Here is a 20,221-nt window from a genome sequence, read left to right on the forward strand (position 1 = left end):
GGGACTCAGATTCCCTCAAGGAGTCCTTCCCGGGCGGTCAGCTCAGGCGCCCACCGCCGCCGCGACGGCACGCCCGGTCAGCACCCGCGCGAGATGCTGGCGGTACTCGACGTCGGAATTGCCGTCCGCGACCGGGTTGGTGCCCTCGGCCGCGTGGGCGGCGGCCGCCCGGATCGTCTCCGCGTTGGCCTGCGCGCCGAGCAGCGCCTGCTCCACGGCTGTCGCGCGGACCGGCGTCGCGCCCATGTTCGTGAGCGCCACCCGGGCTTCCTCGATCACGCCGCCCTCGGTGCGCACGGTGGCCGCCACCGCGCACATCGACCAGGCTTGGGCGACCCGGTTGAACTTCTCGTAGTGCGCCCGCCAGCCGGTGTGCTTGGGCAGCCGCACCTCGACGAGCAGTTCGTCCGGGGCCAGCGCGGTGGTGAAGTAGTCCTGGAAGAACTCCGCCGCGGACACCGTGCGCCGCCCGTCCGGACCGGCCAGCACCAGCTCGCCGTCCAGTGCGAGCACCGGAGCCAGCAGGTCGCCCGCCGGGTCCGCGTGCGCGATCGCGCCGCCGAACGTGCCGCGGTGCCGCACCTGCGGGTCCGCGACGGTGTCGGTCGCTTCCTTCACCAGCGCGGCGTGCTCGGCGATCAACGAGTCGCGCTGGACCTCGTAATGCGTCGTCATCGCACCGACCACGAGCGCGTCGCCGTCCTCGCGCACCCCGCGCAGTTCGGCGATTTTCCCGAGGTCGATCAGCGTTGTCGGCGCGGCGAGGCGCATCCGCAGCACCGGCAGCAGGCTTTGCCCGCCCGCCAGTACCTTGGCGTCCTCGCCCGCCGCGGCGAGCGCCTGCACGGCTTCGTCCACCGTGGACGGAGCGACGTAGTCGAACGGAGCCGGGATCACTGGGCACCTCCGGAGGCGTCGATCGAACCGAGGCCGCCGCCGGCCTCGCCGCCGGGTCCGCCGGCGTTGGCGGCGCCGCCCCGCACCGCGTTCCACACGCGCATCGGGGTAAGCGGCATTTCGATGTCGTTCACGCCGAAGTGGCGCACCGCGTCGACCACCGCATTGACCACGGCGGGCGTCGAGGCGATGGTGCCCGCCTCGCCGACTCCCTTGGCCCCCAGCGGGTTCGTGGTCGACGGCGTTTCCGTGCGGTCCGTGGTGAACGACGGCAGGTCGGCCGCCGAGGGCAGCAGGTAGTCGGCGAACGTGCCGGTGGTGAGCGTGCCGCTCTCGTCGTGCACGGCCTCCTCGAACAACGCCTGCGCGATGCCCTGTGCGAGCCCGCCGTGCACCTGGCCTTCCACGATCAGCGGGTTGACCACCTTGCCGACGTCGTCCACGCAGACGTACGACCGCAGTTTCACCCGGCCCGTTTCCGTGTCCACTTCGGCCGCGCACAAGTGGGTGCCGTGCGGGAAGGAGAAGTTCTCCGGGTCGAAGGTGGCGTCGGAATCGAGCGACGGTTCGACGCCGTCCGGCAGGTTGTGCGCGGCGAACACCGCGAGCGCGACGTCCTGGATCGTCGTCGACGAATCCGTGCCCTTCACGGTGAACTTGCCGCCGGAGAACTCGAGATCGTCCTCCGAGCACTCCAGCAGATGCGCGGCGATCGGCTTCGCCTTCGCGACCACCTTCTCCGCGGCCTTGACGATCGCGATGCCGCCGACGACCAGCGAACGCGAGCCGTAAGTGTCGAGGCCCTTGTGCGAGGACTGCGTGTCGCCGTGCAGCACCTCGACGTCCTCGAAGGACACGCCCAGCTGGTCGGCCACGATCTGGCTCCACGCCGTCTCGTGCCCCTGGCCGTGCGCGGACGCACCCGTCGTGACCTCGACCTTGCCGGTCGGCAGCATCCGCAGCGACGCGTATTCCCAGCCGCCGGCGCCGTAGTCGAGCGAACCCAGCACCCGCGACGGCGCGAGCCCGCACATTTCGGTGAACGTCGAGACCCCGATGCCGAGCTGCACCGGATCGTTCGCCTCGCGGCGTTCCTTCTGCTCGCGGCGCAGCGCGTCGTAGCCGAAGAGCTCCTTGGCCTTCGCGGTCGCGGCCTCGTAGTTGCCGGAGTCGTAGGTGAGCCCGCACACCGTGGTGAACGGGAATTCCTCGTGCTTGATCCAGTTCTTTTCGCGCAGCTCCACCGGGTCCATGCCCAGTTCGTCGGCCAGCTCGTCCATGATCCGCTCGATCGCGAACGTCGCTTCCGGACGGCCCGCGCCGCGGTAGGCGTCGGTGAGCGTGGTCGTGGTGAAGACGTTGGTGCAGGCGAAGTGGTAGGCCGGGATCTTGTAGATCGCGTTGAACATGAACGCGCCGAGGATCGGCACGCCCGGTCCGACCAGGCCGTTGTACGCGCCGAGGTTGGCGAGCAGTTCGACCTTGAGCCCGGTGACCGTCCCGTCGGCCTTCGCCGAGATCGTGATGTCCTGGATCTGGTCGCGGCCGTGGTGCGCGGCGAGCATCGTCTCGGACCGGGATTCGTTCCACTTCACCGGCTTGCCGAGCTTGTTCGCGACGAGCACGGTCATCATTTCCTCGGGCAGCACGCCGATCTTGCCGCCGAACCCGCCGCCGACGTCCGGGGCGATCACGCGCAGCTTGTGCTCCGGGATGCCGAGCGTCAGCGCGGACATCACGCGCAGGATGTGCGGCACCTGGGTGGCCGACCACATGGTCAGCTGCGCGCCGGTCGGGTCGACCACGCACGCGCGCGGCTCCATGAACGCGGGCACCAGGCGCTGCTGACGGAACCGTCGCTTCAGCACGATCTCCGAAGAGGACAGTGCTTCCTCGACGTTGCCGCCGGTGCCTGCTTCAGCCGAGTCGAAGGCCCAGAAGGCGTTCTTGTTGCTGCCGAGTTCTTCGTGCACGAGCGGCGCGTCTTCGGCGAGCGCGGCTTCCAGGTCGAGAACCGGCGGCAGTTCGTCGTACTCCACCTCGATCGCCTCAAGCGCGTCGTGCGCCTCCGCAGCGGACCGTGCGACCACGACGGCCACGCCCTCGCCAGCGAAATTCACCCGATCCGACGCCAGCACCGGACGTCGTGGGGCAGCCATGTCCGGCGTGATCGGCCACGCGCACGGCATGCCGATCGCCCCCTCGGGATCGAGGTCAGCCGCGGTGTAAACAGCGACGACACCGGCGGATTCTTTCGCCGCCGACGTGTCGATCGAAACGATCTTCGCGTGCGCCAGCGGACTCCGGAGCACCGCGAGGTGCAGCATGCCGGGCAACGCGATGTTGTCCGTCCACCGGGTACGCCCGGTGATGAGCCGCTCGTCTTCCTTGCGGCGACGGGACTTTCCGACTTCAGGCTCGATCGTGGCAGTCATCATTCACCACCCACGCCGACGTGGTTGGGCTGATCGATCTTCTCGGCATCCGGCCCGGCACCAGGACTCATGTGCTTCGCGGCGTCGCGAACCGCCTTCACGATGTTCTGGTAACCGGTGCAGCGGCAGAGGTTGCCCTCGAGCCCCTCGCGGACCGCTTGTTCGTCCGGATCCGGGTTGTCGGCCAGCAGGTCGATGGACTGCATGATCATGCCCGGTGTGCAGAACCCGCACTGCAGCGCGTGGTTGTCGTGGAACGCCTGCTGGACCGGGTGCAGCTGGCCGTCGCGGGCCAGCCCCTCGATGGTGGTGACCTCGCATCCGTCGGCCTGCACGGCGAGGACGGAACAGGATTTCACGCTGTGTCCGTCGAGATGGACGGTGCACGCGCCGCAGTTGCTGGTGTCGCACCCGACGACGGTGCCCACCTTCCCGACGCGTTCCCGTAAGTAGTGGACGAGCAGGGTGCGCGGCTCGACGTCATCGGTGTATTTCGTGCCGTCGACAGTGACGGTGATGCGCATCAAAGGCCTCCAAGTGCAAATGCCCGCCAGCCCCGGCGGAGGCGGCGGGCCGGTTCGGGAACGGCCAAGGCGCGATCGTGATCGGCCTCACAGGGGAGCGTGCTACGCCTTTCGCGCGCGGACAAGTCCTGATGTCGCACGTCGGCTGGGTCGTTCCGCAGATGCGGTGTTTTTGGGGTCTTTGATGCGCAGATGCGTGAAGCCGGACGGGTGATTTTTCCTCCGTCGGAGCTGGCGGGCGGATCTTCCCGAGGGTGCCGGGTTTCGGGTCGGGGGTTCACCGGGTTTCGTTGCGGGGAAGGGGGTTTCCCGGCGAATCGCGCCGACTCGCCGCATCGTTCGCATGAGGCTCTGCCGGGCCTGGCGCTCCTTGGCAGGTGATGCCCTCCGCACCAGCAGCCACACCCCGACGCTCTGGCCACCTCGTACGGCTGTCTGATCTCCGCCTGTCCGTCGAACTGGTGGCATTTCCGGACGGTTGGCGCGCCACCAGCCGGAATGCACCCTCGCGGCCACCCGCACGACCGTTCGAGCTCCGCCTCCCCTCGACCTAGCAGCGCTTCCACACAGTTCGCGCACCACCAGCCGAAATGCACCATCCCGGCCACCCGCACGGCTGCCGCGCTTCCCGGCAGCGGCCGCTCGATCCTCGCAACGCCTACTGCGCTGCCCGGGGCAGCCGCCCTCAGGTGGCGGATTCCTGGCCGGAGTTGCGAGGTCTTCAGCTCCGTGTCCGCCCAGCCCGCACCTGGCCACCAGCCGCCGCATCCGCTCCGCGAAGCCGATCAGCCGCTCGGCCCAGCGCCGTCAGGCACCGAATCCCGGGCCGGGCCTCAGCTCTCCCTGCAGATCAGCTGTGGATCCGCCCGCTCAACGCCGCCAGCCGCTGCCCGGTCCCGCTCCAGCGCAGGGCGATGATCTCCGCGGCGATCGACACGGCCGTCTCTTCCGGCGTGCGCGCGCCGAGGTCGAGGCCGATCGGCGACGACAGGCGTTCCAGCTCGCTCTCGGTGATCCCCGCCTCGCGCAGCCGCGCGAACCGGTCGTCGTGTGTCTTGCGGGAACCCATCGCGCCGACGTACCCGACGTCGAGCCGCAGCGCGACCTCCAGCAGCGGCACGTCGAACTTCGGATCGTGCGTGAGGACCGCGATCGCCGTCCGCCCGTCGATCCGGCCCGCCTCAGCCTCGGCCTTCAGGTAACGGTGCGGCCAGTCGACCACCACGTCGTGCGCCTCCGGGAATCGGCTGCTGGTCGCGAACACCGGACGCGCGTCGCACACCGTCACCTGATATCCGAGATAAGCACCCATCCGTGCCATCGCGGCGGCGAAGTCGATCGCTCCGAACACAAGCAGTCGCGGCGGCGGCTCGAAGGAGTTCACGAAGACGGCCATACCCTCGCCGCGACGTTGCCCGTCCGGTCCGTAGTGGAGGGTCCCGGTGCGTCCGGCGGCAAGAAGCCCGCGCGCGTCGTCCGCGACGGCATCGTTCATCCGGGACGAGCCAAGGGACCCCTCGACCCGGTCCGGCCACACGATCATGTGCTCGCCGACCAAACCCGGTGTCTCGTGCTCCACGATCGTGACGACCGCGACCGGCTCGCCGCCGCGCACCGACTCGACGACGCGCTCCAGTTCCGGCATCGATTCGCGGTCCACCGGCTCGACGTAGATGTCGATGATCCCGCCGCAGGTCAGCCCGACCGCGAAGGCGTCGTCGTCGCTGACGCCGTACCGCTGCAAAACCGGCTTCCGCTCGGCGACGACCTCGTTGGCCAGTTCGTACACCGCGCCCTCGACGCAGCCGCCGGACACACTCCCTACGACCGTGCCGTCCGGCGCGACCATCATCGACGCGCCCGGTGCCCGCGGCGCCGACGAAAACGTGGCCACCACCGTGCCGAGCCCGACCGTTTCGCCCGCCTGCCAGCGGCGGTACACGTCGTCCAGTACGTCACGCATCGGCAATCTCCCCGAGGAGTCGTTCCAACGTCGCCAGGCTGTGCCCGGCCAGCAACCGGTCGATGTGCGGCAGGGCGGCCACGATGCCGGATTGGACCGGAGCATAACCCTCGCGCCCTGCGTGCGGATTCACCCAGAATACGGCGTGCGCGAGGCGGCGCAGCCTGCCAAGCTGCTCGGCCAGCAGGCTGACGTCGCCGCGCTCCCACCCGTCGGAGAACACGGTGACTACCGCCCGTCGCGCGAACCCGCGCTGGCCCCACCGGTCGAGAAAGACCCGGAGCGTCTCGCCAAGCCGCGTCCCACCAGCGAAATCGGGCACCGCGGTGCCGGCGGCGAGCATCGCTTGCTCCGGATCGCGTTGCCGGAGCTGACGGGACACTCGCGTCATCCGAGTACCCAGCGTAAATACCTCGACCGACATCGGTGCCGCCCGCGCGACGACATGCGCGAACCGCAGCAACGCGTCGGCATACGGGCTCATCGAACCGGAAACGTCGATCAGCAACACGACTTTCCGCGCCCTTGTCCCCCGGCGAAGATGGGCCAGCCGAACAGGCTCGCCGCCGGACGCGAGCATCGCCCGCAAAGTCCGCGCCGGGTCAAGCGCACCCCGATGCGCAGGTGCCCGCCGCGCCGCTCGCCGCCGCGGCAAGACCGGATGCAGTGTCGCGAGCAACTCCCGCAAGTGCTCCCGCTCAGCTTTGGTGAGCTCGGCGAGATCCCGATGCCGGAGAACCTCATGGTCGCTCGCCGCGACCCGGAGCGAGTCGTGGGATTCCTGGGTGCTGTCCCCCTCGCCACCAGCCGCGACCAGCGGCGCGATCCGGGCCTGCTTCCGCACCGGAGTCCCCGACGTCGCCTTCGGACTGTCGTCCCCCTCGAACCACCGCGCGAAGGCTTCCTCGTACCGGGGCAGGTCGTCGGGATCGGAACAGAGCGTCAACCGCCCGACCCAGTACAACTGCGTCGGCCGAGCGACGTCGACCTTCGCCACCGCGGACAGGTAAGCCTGCACCCGCCGCGCGTCACAGGCGACGCCCGCCTCCCGCAACGCCGCCGCGAACCCAGCGTAGCCAGCAAGCGGGTCAGCGACTTCGGTGCTCATGTCCCCCATTGTGACCCCAACACCGAAAACCGCGCCCCGACAGCCGATCCGGCCTGGTTCAGGCGTCCTTCACTAGCTCCGACGGACGGTTCAGCTGTCTTGGGCGACTGTTCGACCACGTGCCGGGGGTTGCCAGCAACGATCTTGGCGCGCGGCGGTTTTTGGTCTCGCGGAACTTCGCGGCCGTGTGGGACGTCGTGGTCGCGACCTTCGTGGTCATGCGAAGCTTCGTGGTCGTGCGGGCCTTCGTGGTCGCGCCGAGGTCCTTGGCCGGACCGAGGTTCTCGCGCACGCCAAGGATCCGGCTTGAGCTGCTCCAGCTCGCCAGCGTTCCTCCGCACCGCCATTCCAGTCTGAACCGCAGCGGCCCCGCAGATGTTCCGGCGCGCGCCATCTCATTTCCAGTTCGCCGCGCCTTGCGATCACAACCGGCCCTGCCCGTACCGCGCTGTCCAGCCCGTGTCTGCCCGCCCGGCCGACACCTAACCTCCCGCTTCCGACGCCCGGCCCGAGCTGCTCAAGATCGGCAAAAACTCCCGCGCCGCATCCGAACCATCCGGCAACTTCGGCCCGTGCACTCAACCGGAACTCCTAGCCGGTAGCGCTCGCAAGCACCCGTGCCGTACCGATGATTCCGCGCACTACTGCTTCCTTCGAGAAGCACCGCCACAGTTCCCCGGGCTCCAACCTCCCAGGCACTGCCCCGCTTGCCCACCCGACGCCCCATCGCGTCGAGCCGCCGAGGCACCCGCCTGGCCCCAACAACCCGCGCGCCGCATCAAGCCGCCCAGCCGCTCCGCCCCGCTCGGCCCACCAGCCGCACGCCGCGCCGAACTCCCCAGGCCCCACTCCACGCAACCCCATCGCGTCTGCGAAGGGCGGCCGCGCACGCCGTCCCGCCTCCGGGACAGCGTGCGCGGACCGTGGTTGCGCGCAGCGGCCAGCCTCGGTAGCGCAAGGCGGGCGCGCGGAACCTTCAGGAAAGAACGGAACTCAGCGGACAGCCAGGAGGGCAGTCCGGTCGAAGTCGGTCACGAGCCCTCCTTCCGGCACAGTCACAGTCACAAAAACAAAATCAGTGAAGTCGGCGAAGTCGTTCCAGCGATGGTTCAAGCATGCCCGATCCCGCACACCGCCGCAACGGAATTATCCGATCGTCCACAATAGACGGAAAGTCAAGAGAACAGCGTGTCCAGTTTCGCCCGCACCCGGTCGAGATCCTCGCTGTACTTCAGCACCGCACCCAGGGTGCGCGCGGCCGTCGCGGCGTCCAGTTCGTCACGCTTGAGCGCGAGCAAAGCCCGTGCCCAGTCAAGAGATTCGGCGACGCCCGGCGGCTTGAGCAGGTCCATCGCTCGCAGCCGGTGCACCGCGTCGGCGATCTGCCGGGCGAGCGTCTCGCCGATCCCGGGCAGCCGACGGCGCAGGATGCTGATTTCCCGAGCCAGGTCCGGATGCTCGAGCCAGTGGTAAAGGCACCGGCGCTTGAGCGCGTCGTGCACCTCGCGGGTCCGGTTGGACGTCAGCACCACCAGCGGCGGCTGCTCCGCACGCACCTCGCCGTACTCCGGGATCGTGACGGTGTACTCGTCCAGCAACTGCAGAAGGAACGCCTCGAACTCGTCGTCCGCGCGATCGATCTCGTCCACCAACAGCACGCACGGCGTCGTGGTGAGCGCCTGCAGCAGCGGACGCGCGAGCAGGAAGCGCTCCGTGTACAGCGAACGCTCGGCAGTGTCCGCGTCGAGCCGTCCGCCGTCGGCCGCTTCGAGGGCCCGCAGGTGCAGCAGCTGACGGGGGAAGTCCCATTCGTAAAGCGCCTGCGCGGCGTCGATGCCCTCGTGACACTGGAGCCGCACCAACGGCCACTTCAGCGCCTCGGACAAGGCAAGCGCCAGCGAGGTCTTCCCGGTGCCCGGCTCGCCTTCGCAGAAGAGCGGACGCTGCATCTGCGTCGCGAGAAAACCCGCGGTGGCCAGCCCCTCGTCGGCGAGGTAACCGGTGGTGTCGAGGGCGGCCGCGAGCGCGTCGGGCGAGGCGAGGGACTCTGTCACGCCCCCGATCGTAGATCCGAGACAGCCAAGTTCGCCGTTCGCCGCCTCCCGGCCACGGGATGCCGCACGCTCAGCGCCACGATTCACCACGAGTTCGTCGCGGGCTCCAGCCGTCGCTCGGCGGAACCTCGCCCGGATTCAGTGACCGCAATCCTGACGACCGGCAAGCCCGCAGCCAGATTTCACTCGCCGCCCGAGCCGCGCACCACCGCACCGCTCATCGCCGCTCCGAACCAGGCCCGGCCAGGTCCCCAGGCCGATCGACATCGCTGCCGCTCCCGAGGTCACCGCACTCGACCAGTCGCACGTCCGCCCGTCCGCGCAACCAGTCCCGCGCCCCGTGGTCGCCGCGCGCCGAAGCCGCGATCTCGCCCCACCAACGCCGCCCGAACAACACCGGATGCCCCGGAACCCCCTGGTAAGCGGCCCGCACGACGGCGTCCTCGGAGGCCTCCCCGACGATCCGCGCGAGCGCCTCGGCCGGCACCCACGGCAGATCCACCAGGTGCACGAGCGCCGCCACCGCCGGCTCCTCCGCGAGCGATTCGAGCCCGGCCTTCAGCGACTCCCCCATCCCGGCCTGCCACCGCACCGCGGGCACCGCGGTCACGTCCGGCGGCAGCAGCTCCCGGACCTGCTCAGCCGACGCTCCGACCACCACCCGCACCGAGGCGCATCCGGCCTCGGCCAGGTTCCGGACCGCCCGCCGGACCAGCGGTTCCCCGTCGTACTCGACCAGTGCTTTCGGACCGCCGAACCGCCGTCCCGCGCCGGCGGCGAGCAGCAGTCCGGCAACCGGTTCCGGCATCGGCCCTCCTCAGCCCTGGATCGCTCGTCCGGGGGCGACCGCGGCGAGCTCGGCCGAAATGGCAGCCGCGGTGTCGAGCAATGGCGGAACGAACTGGGTCCGGACGGTCTCGACCGACGTCCGGCTCGCGTGCGTCGAGATGTTCACCGCGGCGACCGCGCGCCCCGCCTTGTTGCGGATCGGCGCGGCGACCGAACGCAGACCTTCCTCTAGTTCCTGGTCGACCATCGCCCAGCCCTGCTCCCGGACCTTGGCCAGCTCGGCCTCGAGAGCGGCGCGTTCAGTGAGCGTGTGCGAGGTCAACCGGTTGAGGTTGGCGACGATGAAGTAGGCGTTGAGTTCAGTCTGATTCATGTCGGCGAGCAGCACGTGTCCCATCGACGTGGCGTGCGCCGGGAACCGCGTGCCGACGTTGATGCTCACCGTCATGATCCGCGACACCGCGACGCGCGCGACGTACACGATGTCGGTGATCTCCAGCACCGACACCGAACTCGACTCGTGCACCTCCGCCGACAGCCGCTCCAGGTGCGGTTGCGCGATCTCGGCCAGGCTGAGGCTGGACAAATAGGCGTAGCCGAGTTCCAGCACGCGCGCGGTGAGCGAGAAGTACTTGCCGTCGGTGCGGACGTAACCGAGATCCACGAGAGTCAGCAGGAACCGGCGCGCGGCCGCACGGGTCAGCCCGGTGGCGCGCGCGACGTCGCTGAGCGTCGGATGCGGGGCCTCGGCGCTGAACGCCTTGATCACCGCCAGCCCGCGCTCCAGCGACTGCACGTGGTGCGCCCCGCGTTCGGCCTGGTCGTCGGAGTCCATGCGGCGAACCTTATCCGCCCGGCGGCTGGGCGGTGGATTCTCCCAGCTCCGCGAGGACGCGCTGGGCGATCCCGATCGCCGTGTTCGCCGCGGGGACGCCCGCGTACACGCCGGTGTGCAGCAGGACCTCGCGGATCTCGTCCGCGGTGAGCCCGTTGCGCACGGCCGCGCGGACGTGCATCGCCAGCTCGTCGTGGCAGTGCAGCGCGGTGAGCGCGGCCAGCGTGATGCAGCTGCGGGTGCGCCGGTCGAGGCCGTCGCGCGTCCACACCGAACCCCACGCCGCTTCGGTGATGTACTCCTGGAACGGCTTGCTGAACTCGGTGGTCCGCGCGACCGCCCGGTCGACATGCTCGTCGCCGAGCACCTCGCGGCGCACCCGCATGCCCGCCTCGTACCGGTCTCCGGTCACTGCTCCTCCGTGATCCGCTCGAGGATCAGCCGGGTGAATTCGCCCGGCTGTTCGTAGCTGCCCAGGTGCGCGGCGGAGGCGACAACCTCGAGCCGGGCGCCGGGGATCCCTTCCGCGATGACCCTCGCGTGCGGCTCGGCGGGCGTCGACGGATCGTCGGCACCGGCGATCACCAGCGTCGGAACGGAGATCTTCGGCAGGTCGCCGGTGAGATCCATCCGCTCGATCACCTCGCAGCATCCGGCGTACCCCTCGTCGGGCTGGGACGCGACCATCTCGCGCAGGTACGCGACCTGGTCGGGATGCGCCTGCGCGTAGCCCGGAGTGACCCAGCGTCCGACGGTGGCTTCCGCGACCGCACCGGTGCCTTCGGCCCGTACGAGGCGTGCGCGATCGGCCCACATCTCGGGCGGTCCGAGCAGCGCGGACGTGCAGCACAGCGTGAGGCTCGACAACCGCTCCGCGGCGTTCGCGCCGAGCCACATCCCGGTCATCCCGCCGAGCGACAGGCCGACGAAGTGCGCGCGCTCAACACCGAGGTCATCGAGCAGGCCCAGCACGTCGCCGCCCAGATCGGCCAGGTCGTACGGCCCCGGCGGCACCGGCGACGACCCGTGGCCGCGCGGGTCGTAGCGGACCACGCGGAATCCGCGTTCGGTCAACGGCGCGACTTGCGGCTCCCACATCCGGTGATCGCTGCCGATCGAGTTGGAGAACACCACCACCGGACCCGCTGCCGGACCTTCGACGACCCGGTGCACCCGGACACTGCTCACGCTTGAACCTCCACAATGGACACGGCCGGTCAGACCGCGAAGAACACCGTCTCGCCTTCGCCTTGCAAACGTACGTCGAACCGGTAGCCGGCACCGTCCTTCTTGGCCAGCAACGTATCCCGCCGTTCCTCGGGAACGCTCGCCAGCACGGCGTCGCCGGCGTTGTCCTGATCCTCGAAGTACATGCGCGTGACGACCCGGTTCAGCAGCCCGCGCGCGAACACCGACACGTCGATGTGGCGCGCCTGGGCGGCCCCGGACGCGTCCGGCACGATTCCGGGCAGCAGCGTGAGAATCCGGTACTGGCCTTGCTCGTCGGTGGGACACCGGCCGAATCCCCGGAACGGACCGGCGGGCTTGCCGCGCGGGTCGTCGGGGTGGTCGAACCTGCCGTCCGGATCCGCCTGCCACGTCTCGATCATCGCGTCGGGAACCGGATTGCCCGATCCGTCGTAGACCCCGCCGCGGATCCACACCGCGCCTTCAGTGCCTTCCGGGACCACGAACGGCCCGTCGTCCCAGGGCAGCCCGATGGACAGGTACGGCCCGACGGTCTGCGAGGGCGTGCTTTCCAGCCTCACTCGTCCTCCTCCTCGTCCTCGAACACCGACTGTTCGCGCCCGCGCACCACGATGTCGAACTGGAACGCCAGGGCCCATTCCTCTTCTGTGCGGTCGAGGTCGAACCGGGAGATCATCCGCTGCCGCGCCTTCTCGTCCGGAATGGAGTTGAAGATCGGGTCCTGGGAGAACAGCGGGTCGTCCGGGAAGTACATCTGGGTGACGAGCCGCTGGGTGAACGCCGAACCGAACACCGAGAAGTGGATGTGCGCCGGACGCCAGGCGTTGTCGTGGTTCTTCCAGGGGTACGCACCGGGCTTGATGGTGGTGAACTCGTAGCGTCCGGCGTCGTCGGTCAGCGTGCGGCCGAGCCCGTCGAAGTTCGGGTCGAGCGGGGACGGCCAGCGGTCGCCGGTGTGCCGGTAGCGGCCGCCCGCGTTGGCCTGCCAGATCTCGACGAGCGAGTTGCGGATCGGCCGCCCGTCCCCGTCGAGAAGCCGTCCGGTGACGATGATCCGCTGGCCCTGCGGCTCGCCCGCGTGCTGGCGGGTGAGGTCGTTGTCGAGTTCGCCGAGCCGCCCCGGGCCGAGCAGCGGGCCGGTGACCTCGGTGAGCATCTGCGGCAGCAGGACCAGCGGCTGCTTCGGATGCCGCAACGCCGTTGAGCGGTACGGCGCGTAGTCGAGCGGCGGATGGGTGCCGTCCGGATCGGGCCGGTACTGCGGCAGGCGCCGGTCGGTTGGTGTGGCCACGATGCCTCCCCTTTCTCAGCGATTCTCGAGCACGACAGCGAGCCCCTGGCCGACGCCGATGCAGATCGCCGCGAGGCCCCAGCGACCGCCGGTGCGGCGGAGGTGATGCGCCAGCGTGCCGATGATCCGGCCGCCGGACGCGCCCAGCGGGTGCCCGATCGCGATGGCCCCGCCGTTGACGTTGACGATTTCGGGGTCGAGCTTCGACCACTCTTTCAGGCAGGCCAGCGATTGCGCCGCGAACGCCTCGTTGAGTTCCACCGCGGCGAGGTCGTTCCAGTCGATGCCCGCCCGTTCCAGCGCGATCTCCGCCGCGCGCACCGGGCCGATGCCGAACACGTCCGGATCGACCCCCGCGGCGCCGCGGCCGGCGATCCGGGCCAGCGGCGTCTTGCCGAGCCGTTCGGCCGCGGCCTCGTCGCCGAGCAGCAACGCCGACGCACCGTCGTTCAGCGGCGACGCGTTCCCCGCCGTGACGGTGCCATTTTCCTTGCTGAACACTGTTTTCAGCTTCGCGAGCTTCTCAGGCGAGGAGTCCGGCCGGATGCCCTCGTCCCGGGCCAGTTCGACGCCTTCGACCGGAACCACGTGATCGTCGTAGAAGCCCTCGTCCCACGCCCGCGCGGCGTTCACGTGACTGCGCGCGGCGAACGCGTCCTGCTCGTCGCGACCGATGCCGTAACGCTCGGCGAGCAGCTCGGTGGACTCGCCGAGGGAGACGGTCCACTGCGACGGCATCGCCGGGTTGACCATCCGCCAGCCGAGCGCGGTGTTGTACAGCGTCTGGTTGCCGGCCGGGAAAGCCTTGTCCGGCTTCGGCATCACCAGCGGCGAGCGGCTCATCGATTCGACGCCGCCCGCGACCACCAGCGAAGCGTCGCCGACCTGAATCGCCCGGCTCGCCTGCATGGTCGCCTCGACGCCGGACCCGCACAACCGGTTCACCGTCGCGCCGGGCACCGAGGTCGGCCAGCCGGCGAGGAGCGCGGCCATCCGCGCCACGTTGCGGTTGTCCTCGCCCGCCCCGTTGGCGTCACCGAGCACCACCTCGTCCACAGTGGACGGATCGAGCCCGTTGCGCTCGGCCAGCGCGCGCAGGACGCCCGCGGCCAGGTCGTCAGGACGCACTCCGGAGAGAGCGCCGCCGTAGCGCCCGAAGGGAGTGCGGATCGCGTCGAGTACATAAGCGTCGCTCATTCGCCGGCCTTCTTCAGTTCACGGAGCAGGGTCAATTCGCGTTCGGTGGGCGCGGGTGTGGTTTTGAGGTCCGCGGCCGCCTTCAGTGTCCACCCCGTCGCTTCCACGACCTGGTCCAGCTCGACGCCGGGGTGCAGTTCGGTGAGAGTGAGCTCCGCGGTGTCCGGGTCGGGCCGTATCAGCCCGAGGTCGGTGACCACGAGCGTCGGCCCGGCGCCGCGCAGGCCAAGCCGTTCGCGGTCGCCGCGCCCGGTGCCGTGGCCGAACGACGTCACGAAGTCGACCTTGTCCACGAACGTCCGCTTGCTCTGCCGCAGCACGACGAACACTTCCTTGCAGGACGCGGCGATCTCCGGCGCCCCGCCCGCGCCGGGCAGGCGCACCTTCGGATCGTGGTAGTCGGAACCAATGACGGTGGTGTTGATGTTGCCGAACTTGTCGAGTTGCGCCGCGCCGAGGAACCCGACGTCGATCCGGCCGGGCTGCAGCCAGTAATTGAACACCTCGGGCACACTGACGACGGCGTCGGCGGTGTCGGCCAGCTCGCCGTCGCCGATCGACAGCGGCAGCCTGCTGGGTTTCGCGCCGAGACAGCCCGATTCGTAGATCAGTGTGAGGTTCGGGGCGTGCGTGCGACGAGCCAGGTTGGCCGCCGTGCTGGGCAACCCGATCCCGACGAAACACGACATGCCCTCGCCGAGCGCACGGGCCGCGGCGATGCTCATCATCTCGTCGGCGGTGTACGCGCTCATGCCTTCACCCCGGTCAGCTCGTTCAGCCACTTGCCGAATTCCTCGCGGTCCCGTCCGATCTCGTCCCACGCCTGGTACGCCGCGTTGTCCCGCTCGTAGTACCCGGCGGCATACGACGGCGCCGCGCCGTGCGGCACCTCGGCCACCGCGGTGACCGCCCAGGACGGAAGGACCAGCGCGCCCGGCCGGGGCTCCAGCTCGTCGACGATCTCTTCGACGGTGACCAGCGACCGCTTGGCCGCGAGCACCGCTTCCTTCTGCACGCCCGCGATGCCCCACAGCTGGACGTTGCCCGCCCGGTCGGCGCGCTGCGCGTGCACGATCGTGACGTCCGGGTTCAGCGCGGGCACCGCGGTGAGCTGCTCGCCGGTGAACGGGCAGGTGATCGGCTTGATCGTGTCCGTCTGCGCGGGCAGGTCGGTGCCGGTGTACCCGCGCAGCACCGCGAACGGCAACCCGGAAGCACCTGCGACATAACGGTTCGCCATGCCCGCATGGCTGTGTTCCTCGATCTCCAGCGGCGACGGCCACGCGTGCTGCACGGCGTCGCGGAACCGGTGCAGCGAGCCGACCCCGGGGTTGCCGCCCCACGAGAAGATCAGCTTGCTCGCACAGCCCGCTCCGATGAGCTGGTCGTAAACGATGTCCGGCGTCATCCGCACGAGCGTGAGGTTCCGCCTGCCCTGACGGATGATCTCGTGCCCGGCCGCCACGGGAATGAGGTGCGTGAAGCCCTCGAGAGCGACGGTGTCTCCGTCGTGCACCAGCTCGGCGACCGCCTCGCCGAGCGACAGCACCCTTGCCATCACGAGCCCTTCCGTCTGGATCTTCCTGCTTCCGGCGTTCCGTGCTAGCGTGTTCGCATCGCGCACAGAAGTTCTACATATGAACATAACACGATCCGGCCGCCCGCGGGAGTGCCAAAAGGTGAAGCGGACGTCCGGACAGACGGCACAAGACACCGCGAGGTTCGCGGCTTCGAGAGGAATGAGGTGAGGCGATAAGACAACACGGTGCGCGAGGAGTCGGCGAACGGGTATAGCGGCAGGCACAGAGCGGCGCGGTCGGCGGGAGACCGGATTTCGTTGCGTGGTACCGCAATGCGGAATTCGGGCACTGCCCTCCGTCGGCGGCGTTCTGTCGCGGTCGGACGCTCCGTCGCAGCTCAGGCGGGTGTCCGGCGGTGAGCGCGCCGCGAACCTCGCCCGGGCGGCACGGTCGGCATTAGGCTGCTCGCCATGCCGAAGATCGCTGTCACCCGCTGGATCCCGGACGAGGCCGTGCAGGTGCTCGGCGAGGCAGGCGAAGTCGAAATCTCGCCGGAGGACCGGCCGCTCACGCCCGAGGAACTGCGGAAGTTCGTCGCCGGATCGGCCGCGGTGGTGTCGATGCTGCACGACCGGATCGACGGCTCAGTCGCGGACGCGGCGGGTCCCGGTCTGAAGATCGTCGCGAACGTCGCGGTGGGCTACGACAACGTGGAGGTCAGTGCACTGGCCGAGCGCGGGGTCGTGGTCGCCAACACGCCAGGCGTGCTCACCGACGCCACCGCGGATCTCACGTTCGGATTGCTGCTGGCCGTTTCGCGGCGGCTCGGCGAAGGCGAACGTTTGCTGCGCGCACGGCAGCCGTGGTCGTTCCACCTCGGCTTCCTGCTCGGGTCCGGACTGCAGGGCAAGACGCTCGGCATCGTCGGGCTCGGGCAGATCGGCCGCGCGGTGGCGACGCGGGCGGCGGCGTTCGGGATGCGGGTCGTCTACTCCGGACGGTCGGCGAAACCGGACTTCGACGGCGAGTTCGTGTCGTTCGACGAGCTGCTGCGGCGTTCCGACTTCGTGTCGCTGCACTGTCCGCTGACTCCCGAGACCCGACACCTCATCGACGCGGACGCATTGCGGACGATGAAGCCGAGCGCGTACCTGGTCAACACCACGCGCGGTCCGGTGGTCGACGAGTCGGCTCTGGCCGACGCGCTCGAAGCCGGCGAGATCGCGGGCGCGGCGCTGGACGTGTTCGAGAAGGAGCCGGACGTCGAGCCACGGCTGCTGAACCGCGACGACGTGGTGCTGACGCCGCACCTCGGATCGGCGACGGTGGAAACGCGTACGGCGATGGCGGTGCTGGCCGCGCGCAACGTCGTCTCGGTGCTCGCCGGCTCCGAGCCGCTGACGGAGGTGGGCCGATGACCCGGGTCGTGATCGCACCGGACAAGTTCAAGGGAAGCCTGACCGCGGTCGAGGTGACGGAGGCGATCGCGCACGGCGTGCGCGATGCGTTGCCGGATGCCGAGATCTCCGCGTGCCCCGTCGCCGACGGCGGCGAAGGGACGCTGGAGGTGCTCGAGAACGCGGGCGGCTCCATGGTGCGGTTGTCGGTGCGCGGGCCGCTCGCCGAACAGGTCGAGGCTCGGTACGTCCTGCTCGACGGCACGGCCTACGTCGAATCGGCGCGGGCCTGCGGGATCGAGTTCGTGACGCCGAGCCGGGAAGTCGCGCTGGCCGCGCACACGTGGGGCGTCGGCGAGCTGCTGAACGACGCCCTCGCTCGCGGAGCGCGGCGGCTCGTGTTGACCGTCGGCGGCACCGCGAGCACCGACGGCGGTGCCGGGATGCTGGCCGCGCTCGGTGCGGAGGTCGTCGACGCGTCCGGTGCACCGGTCGGTCTGGGCGGCGGGTCGCTGGCGCAGGTCGCGCGCGTAAATCTGGGTCCCGTGCGGGAACGGCTGGGCGCCGTGCCGGTCGCGGTCGCGACAGACGTGACGAATCCGCTGCTCGGCGAGAACGGGGCGGCGGCCGTGTTCGGTCCGCAAAAGGGGGCTGGTCCGGAGGACGTGCACGCGCTCGACGAAGCGCTGTCGCACTGGGCTAAGGCGCTTGTACAGGCTGGCGCGCCCGACGTCTCCGACCTTCCCGGAGCCGGGGCGGGCGGAGGTGTCGCGGCGGGAGCGATCGCGGGACTCGGCGCGACGGTCGAGTCCGGCTTCGACCTGATTGCCGCCTTGACCGGCGTCGATACCGCGCTGACCGGCGCGGACCTGGTGATCACCGGTGAGGGTTCGCTGGACGAGCAGTCGCTGTCCGGCAAGGCCCCGGCAGGCATCGCGGCCCGCGCCGGGCGGACGGGTGTCCCGCTGCTGGTGCTCGCCGGACGGATCCAGCTGGACGCGGACGCGCTGGCCGGGCTGGGAGTCGTGGGCAGCAGCGCGCTGATCGACCACGCGCCGTCGCTGGACTATGCCCGCAGCCACGCCGCGGAACTGCTGCGCGAACGGGCCTGCGTGCTGGTGCGGGACTGGCTGCGCACTCAGTAACAGAGCGCTCCCGCGATCGACCGCGGGAGCGCTCTGCACAACAACGCAGCCACCCCGTCATCTGGACAACCCGCGTCTTGGGCGGCAGCGCCGCCCCGGGATCGGCCCTGAATCAACTCGCCGGGCCAGGACGCCCCGAGACGTCCGACGGCACCGGCGAACGGCACACGGGATCAGCGGACGGATGCCGCCGCGCGGACCCCGTGGCCGGGCGCTTGCTTGCGCCGCCCGTCAGGCGGACTGCTGCTGGGGCAGGACGGCGAAGGCGACGTCGCCGGTGTCGTCCTGCTGAACGTCGAGGACCTTGTCGTCGAGCAGCGCCGCTGCTTGCGGCTCGAGGAAGACCTTCGCCCCGCCGTCGGCGCCGACGATGCGGTCGCCGTCCTCCGGGGCCGGGGCTACCGACAGCGCCAGCTGGGCACCGTCGCCTTCCATGCTCTGCAGCGCGAAGCGCAGGCCGCTCTGGTCGGAGTCACTGCCTTGATCAGCGGTCAACGCGGTGATCGCCTCGGCGGCGGCTTCGGTAACGGTCAGCATCTTTCGGCCTTCCCTTCGTCGCAGTCGGATGCGCGCGGTCGGTTGCAGGGTGGTTTTTCACGCTAAAGGCGGCACGACGGTCGCGCAGTGTGAGCGCGAGGCCATTGCCGCGACGGTGGAACCTGTCACAAATACGTTTGAGATCACGATCTTCGGGCCATGGCCGACCGGATCGCGTCGGCGACCGTGCAGCCGCCGTGGTCGACCCGTTCGCCCTGTGGCGACACCGGGGGCCAGCCGGCCCCAGTCGAGTCGAGTGACCCCGGTTCGGCTTCGCCTCCGTTGCCAGACTCGGCGACGGCATCGACCGATCCCTGCTCGCCGGCCACCGGCGGCCGCACCTCGGGCTCGTCCCCCGCCCGCTGACTCTCCCGGACCTCGCCGGAAGCAGCCGCGCCTCTCGAGCCGGACGCGCGAAACGGGGCGACCGGAGAGCCGTCAGCACCGGGTGCTTGACTCTCGCGAAGAGTGTCGTCACCGGGATCGCTCACGGGCACCTCCCGAAAGTCCGGTTGTTCGTGGTGAGCTACCCGAGGCGGCATCGAGTGAAACGGGCCGAACGGCTGTCGTCGGAATCACAGGGTTTCCGACGGCCGGCTAGGGCATCAGCGGGCGAAGCGGAGCTAGCGTCGGAACTATGACCACCACCCGGTGGAAGCCGCGCGGCCGGATCGGAATCCGTCCCCGGCGCAAAGCCAGCAGCGCCCCAGTCGGTGATGACGCGCTGCCGGATTTCCGCACGCTCGACGAGCCTTCAAGCGATCGTTCCCCGGGCTTCGATGCGACTGTGGGCCAGCATCGCGCAGCCGACAACGAGCTGGCCGCGCTCCCCGACGAGATCGACACTCGCCACGACCTCTCCGACGCCGCCGACCGCCGTGGAGAGAATGCCCGTCGCCGCTCAGCGGCAAATCCGAGCGCTGACAGCCGGGGAACGACCGATCTGGACGCTGACCAGTTGCCGTCGAAGCCCGAAGGCGGCAGCTCCCGCCGCCCCCTGCCAGCCGACGCAAGCGTCGATCGCCACGGAACGGCAACTGCCTCTGCACCCTCGCTGCCGCCAGTCCCCCGGGACGGGGCCGTCAGTCACGACCAGCTAAGCGACGCGGACGCGAATCGCCACGAATCGGCAACCAGCGACGGCCAGTTGGCACCATCCGAAATCGCCCGTCATCGCTTGAATGCCCCCGCGAACACCCTTCGCCCGCTGCCAGCAACCGGTGACGCTGAGCTGTCACGACCGGACGCCACCAGTGGACGCGCCAGTCGCCACTCAACGGCGAATCCGAACGAAGCTCGCCATGAAGCGGCGACCGACCC

The 20,221-nt window shown here is 69.9% G+C and carries 19 protein-coding genes; 2 read left to right on the plus strand and 17 right to left on the minus strand.

Annotation, left to right across the window (positions count from 1 at the left end):
- Positions 1 to 42 precede the first annotated feature (42 nt).
- The 16 genes from H5411_RS16305 to H5411_RS16380 all read right to left on the minus strand — a co-directional run bounded on the left by H5411_RS16305 (position 43) and on the right by H5411_RS16380 (position 15,860).
- Positions 43 to 897 carry an FAD binding domain-containing protein gene (locus H5411_RS16305; protein WP_183124279.1) on the minus strand — a complete coding sequence of 285 codons (855 nt, stop codon included), beginning with the start codon at positions 895 to 897 and terminating at the stop codon, positions 43 to 45.
- A complete protein-coding gene (locus H5411_RS16310) occupies positions 894 to 3,332 on the minus strand; it encodes a xanthine dehydrogenase family protein molybdopterin-binding subunit (RefSeq protein ID WP_101435203.1) in 2,439 nt (812 codons plus the stop codon). The genes H5411_RS16305 and H5411_RS16310 overlap by 4 nt, the downstream gene beginning before the upstream one ends.
- Positions 3,332 to 3,856, minus strand: a complete 525-nt coding sequence (locus H5411_RS16315) for a (2Fe-2S)-binding protein (protein ID WP_101435204.1) — start codon at positions 3,854 to 3,856, stop codon at positions 3,332 to 3,334. The genes H5411_RS16310 and H5411_RS16315 overlap by 1 nt, the downstream gene beginning before the upstream one ends.
- Positions 3,857 to 4,706: 850 nt before the next feature.
- Complete coding sequence (locus H5411_RS16320) at positions 4,707 to 5,819, minus strand: XdhC family protein (protein WP_101435205.1); 1,113 nt, start codon at positions 5,817 to 5,819, stop codon at positions 4,707 to 4,709.
- On the minus strand, positions 5,812 to 6,927 hold the full coding sequence (locus H5411_RS16325; RefSeq protein ID WP_183124280.1) for a vWA domain-containing protein: 1,116 nt from the start codon (positions 6,925 to 6,927) through the stop codon (positions 5,812 to 5,814). The genes H5411_RS16320 and H5411_RS16325 overlap by 8 nt, the downstream gene beginning before the upstream one ends.
- 58 nt (positions 6,928 to 6,985) lie before the next feature.
- A complete protein-coding gene (locus tag H5411_RS16330) occupies positions 6,986 to 7,219 on the minus strand; it encodes a hypothetical protein (RefSeq protein WP_183124281.1) in 234 nt (77 codons plus the stop codon).
- A gap of 883 nt (positions 7,220 to 8,102) precedes the next feature.
- Entirely contained in the window at positions 8,103 to 8,981 is an 879-nt protein-coding gene (locus H5411_RS16335; RefSeq protein WP_101435207.1) for an AAA family ATPase, read from the minus strand.
- Positions 8,982 to 9,198: 217 nt separating this feature from the next.
- Positions 9,199 to 9,789 (minus strand): nucleotidyltransferase family protein, encoded by a 591-nt coding sequence (locus H5411_RS16340; protein WP_183124282.1) that lies wholly within the window; start codon positions 9,787 to 9,789, stop codon positions 9,199 to 9,201.
- A 9-nt stretch (positions 9,790 to 9,798) separates the two neighbouring features.
- Complete coding sequence (locus H5411_RS16345) at positions 9,799 to 10,605, minus strand: IclR family transcriptional regulator domain-containing protein (RefSeq protein WP_101435209.1); 807 nt, start codon at positions 10,603 to 10,605, stop codon at positions 9,799 to 9,801.
- A 10-nt stretch (positions 10,606 to 10,615) separates the two neighbouring features.
- The gene (pcaC, locus tag H5411_RS16350) at positions 10,616 to 11,017 is read right to left on the minus strand and encodes a 4-carboxymuconolactone decarboxylase (RefSeq protein WP_183124283.1); all 402 of its coding nucleotides are present in this window, start codon (positions 11,015 to 11,017) and stop codon (positions 10,616 to 10,618) included.
- Positions 11,014 to 11,793 (minus strand): 3-oxoadipate enol-lactonase, encoded by a 780-nt coding sequence (pcaD, locus tag H5411_RS16355; RefSeq protein WP_183124284.1) that lies wholly within the window; start codon positions 11,791 to 11,793, stop codon positions 11,014 to 11,016. The genes pcaC and pcaD overlap by 4 nt, the downstream gene beginning before the upstream one ends.
- A 29-nt stretch (positions 11,794 to 11,822) precedes the next feature.
- A complete protein-coding gene (gene pcaG, locus H5411_RS16360) occupies positions 11,823 to 12,374 on the minus strand; it encodes a protocatechuate 3,4-dioxygenase subunit alpha (RefSeq protein WP_183124285.1) in 552 nt (183 codons plus the stop codon).
- Positions 12,371 to 13,105, minus strand: a complete 735-nt coding sequence (pcaH, locus tag H5411_RS16365; RefSeq protein WP_183124286.1) for a protocatechuate 3,4-dioxygenase subunit beta — start codon at positions 13,103 to 13,105, stop codon at positions 12,371 to 12,373. Before pcaH ends, pcaG begins: the two co-directional genes overlap by 4 nt.
- Positions 13,106 to 13,120: 15 nt before the next feature.
- A complete protein-coding gene (locus H5411_RS16370) occupies positions 13,121 to 14,302 on the minus strand; it encodes a thiolase family protein (protein WP_183124287.1) in 1,182 nt (393 codons plus the stop codon).
- Entirely contained in the window at positions 14,299 to 15,054 is a 756-nt protein-coding gene (locus H5411_RS16375) for a CoA-transferase subunit beta (protein ID WP_183124288.1), read from the minus strand. Before H5411_RS16375 ends, H5411_RS16370 begins: the two co-directional genes overlap by 4 nt.
- Positions 15,051 to 15,860 carry a CoA transferase subunit A gene (locus H5411_RS16380; protein ID WP_101435215.1) on the minus strand — a complete coding sequence of 270 codons (810 nt, stop codon included), beginning with the start codon at positions 15,858 to 15,860 and terminating at the stop codon, positions 15,051 to 15,053. Before H5411_RS16380 ends, H5411_RS16375 begins: the two co-directional genes overlap by 4 nt.
- 432 nt (positions 15,861 to 16,292) lie before the next feature.
- Between H5411_RS16380 and H5411_RS16385 the strand changes: the two genes are divergently transcribed.
- Positions 16,293 to 17,240, plus strand: coding sequence for a 2-hydroxyacid dehydrogenase (locus H5411_RS16385; protein WP_101435216.1), 948 nt, complete (start codon positions 16,293 to 16,295; stop codon positions 17,238 to 17,240).
- Positions 17,237 to 18,364, plus strand: coding sequence for a glycerate kinase (locus tag H5411_RS16390; RefSeq protein ID WP_101435217.1), 1,128 nt, complete (start codon positions 17,237 to 17,239; stop codon positions 18,362 to 18,364). The genes H5411_RS16385 and H5411_RS16390 overlap by 4 nt, the downstream gene beginning before the upstream one ends.
- A 231-nt stretch (positions 18,365 to 18,595) precedes the next feature.
- Here H5411_RS16390 and H5411_RS16395 read toward each other — a convergent pair whose 3' ends face one another.
- Positions 18,596 to 18,901 (minus strand): iron-sulfur cluster biosynthesis protein, encoded by a 306-nt coding sequence (locus tag H5411_RS16395; protein WP_101435218.1) that lies wholly within the window; start codon positions 18,899 to 18,901, stop codon positions 18,596 to 18,598.
- Between the last annotated feature and the right edge of the window lie 1,320 nt (positions 18,902 to 20,221).

This window comes from Amycolatopsis echigonensis (assembly GCF_014174495.1).
Classification (GTDB): Bacteria; Actinomycetota; Actinomycetes; order Mycobacteriales; family Pseudonocardiaceae; genus Amycolatopsis; species Amycolatopsis echigonensis.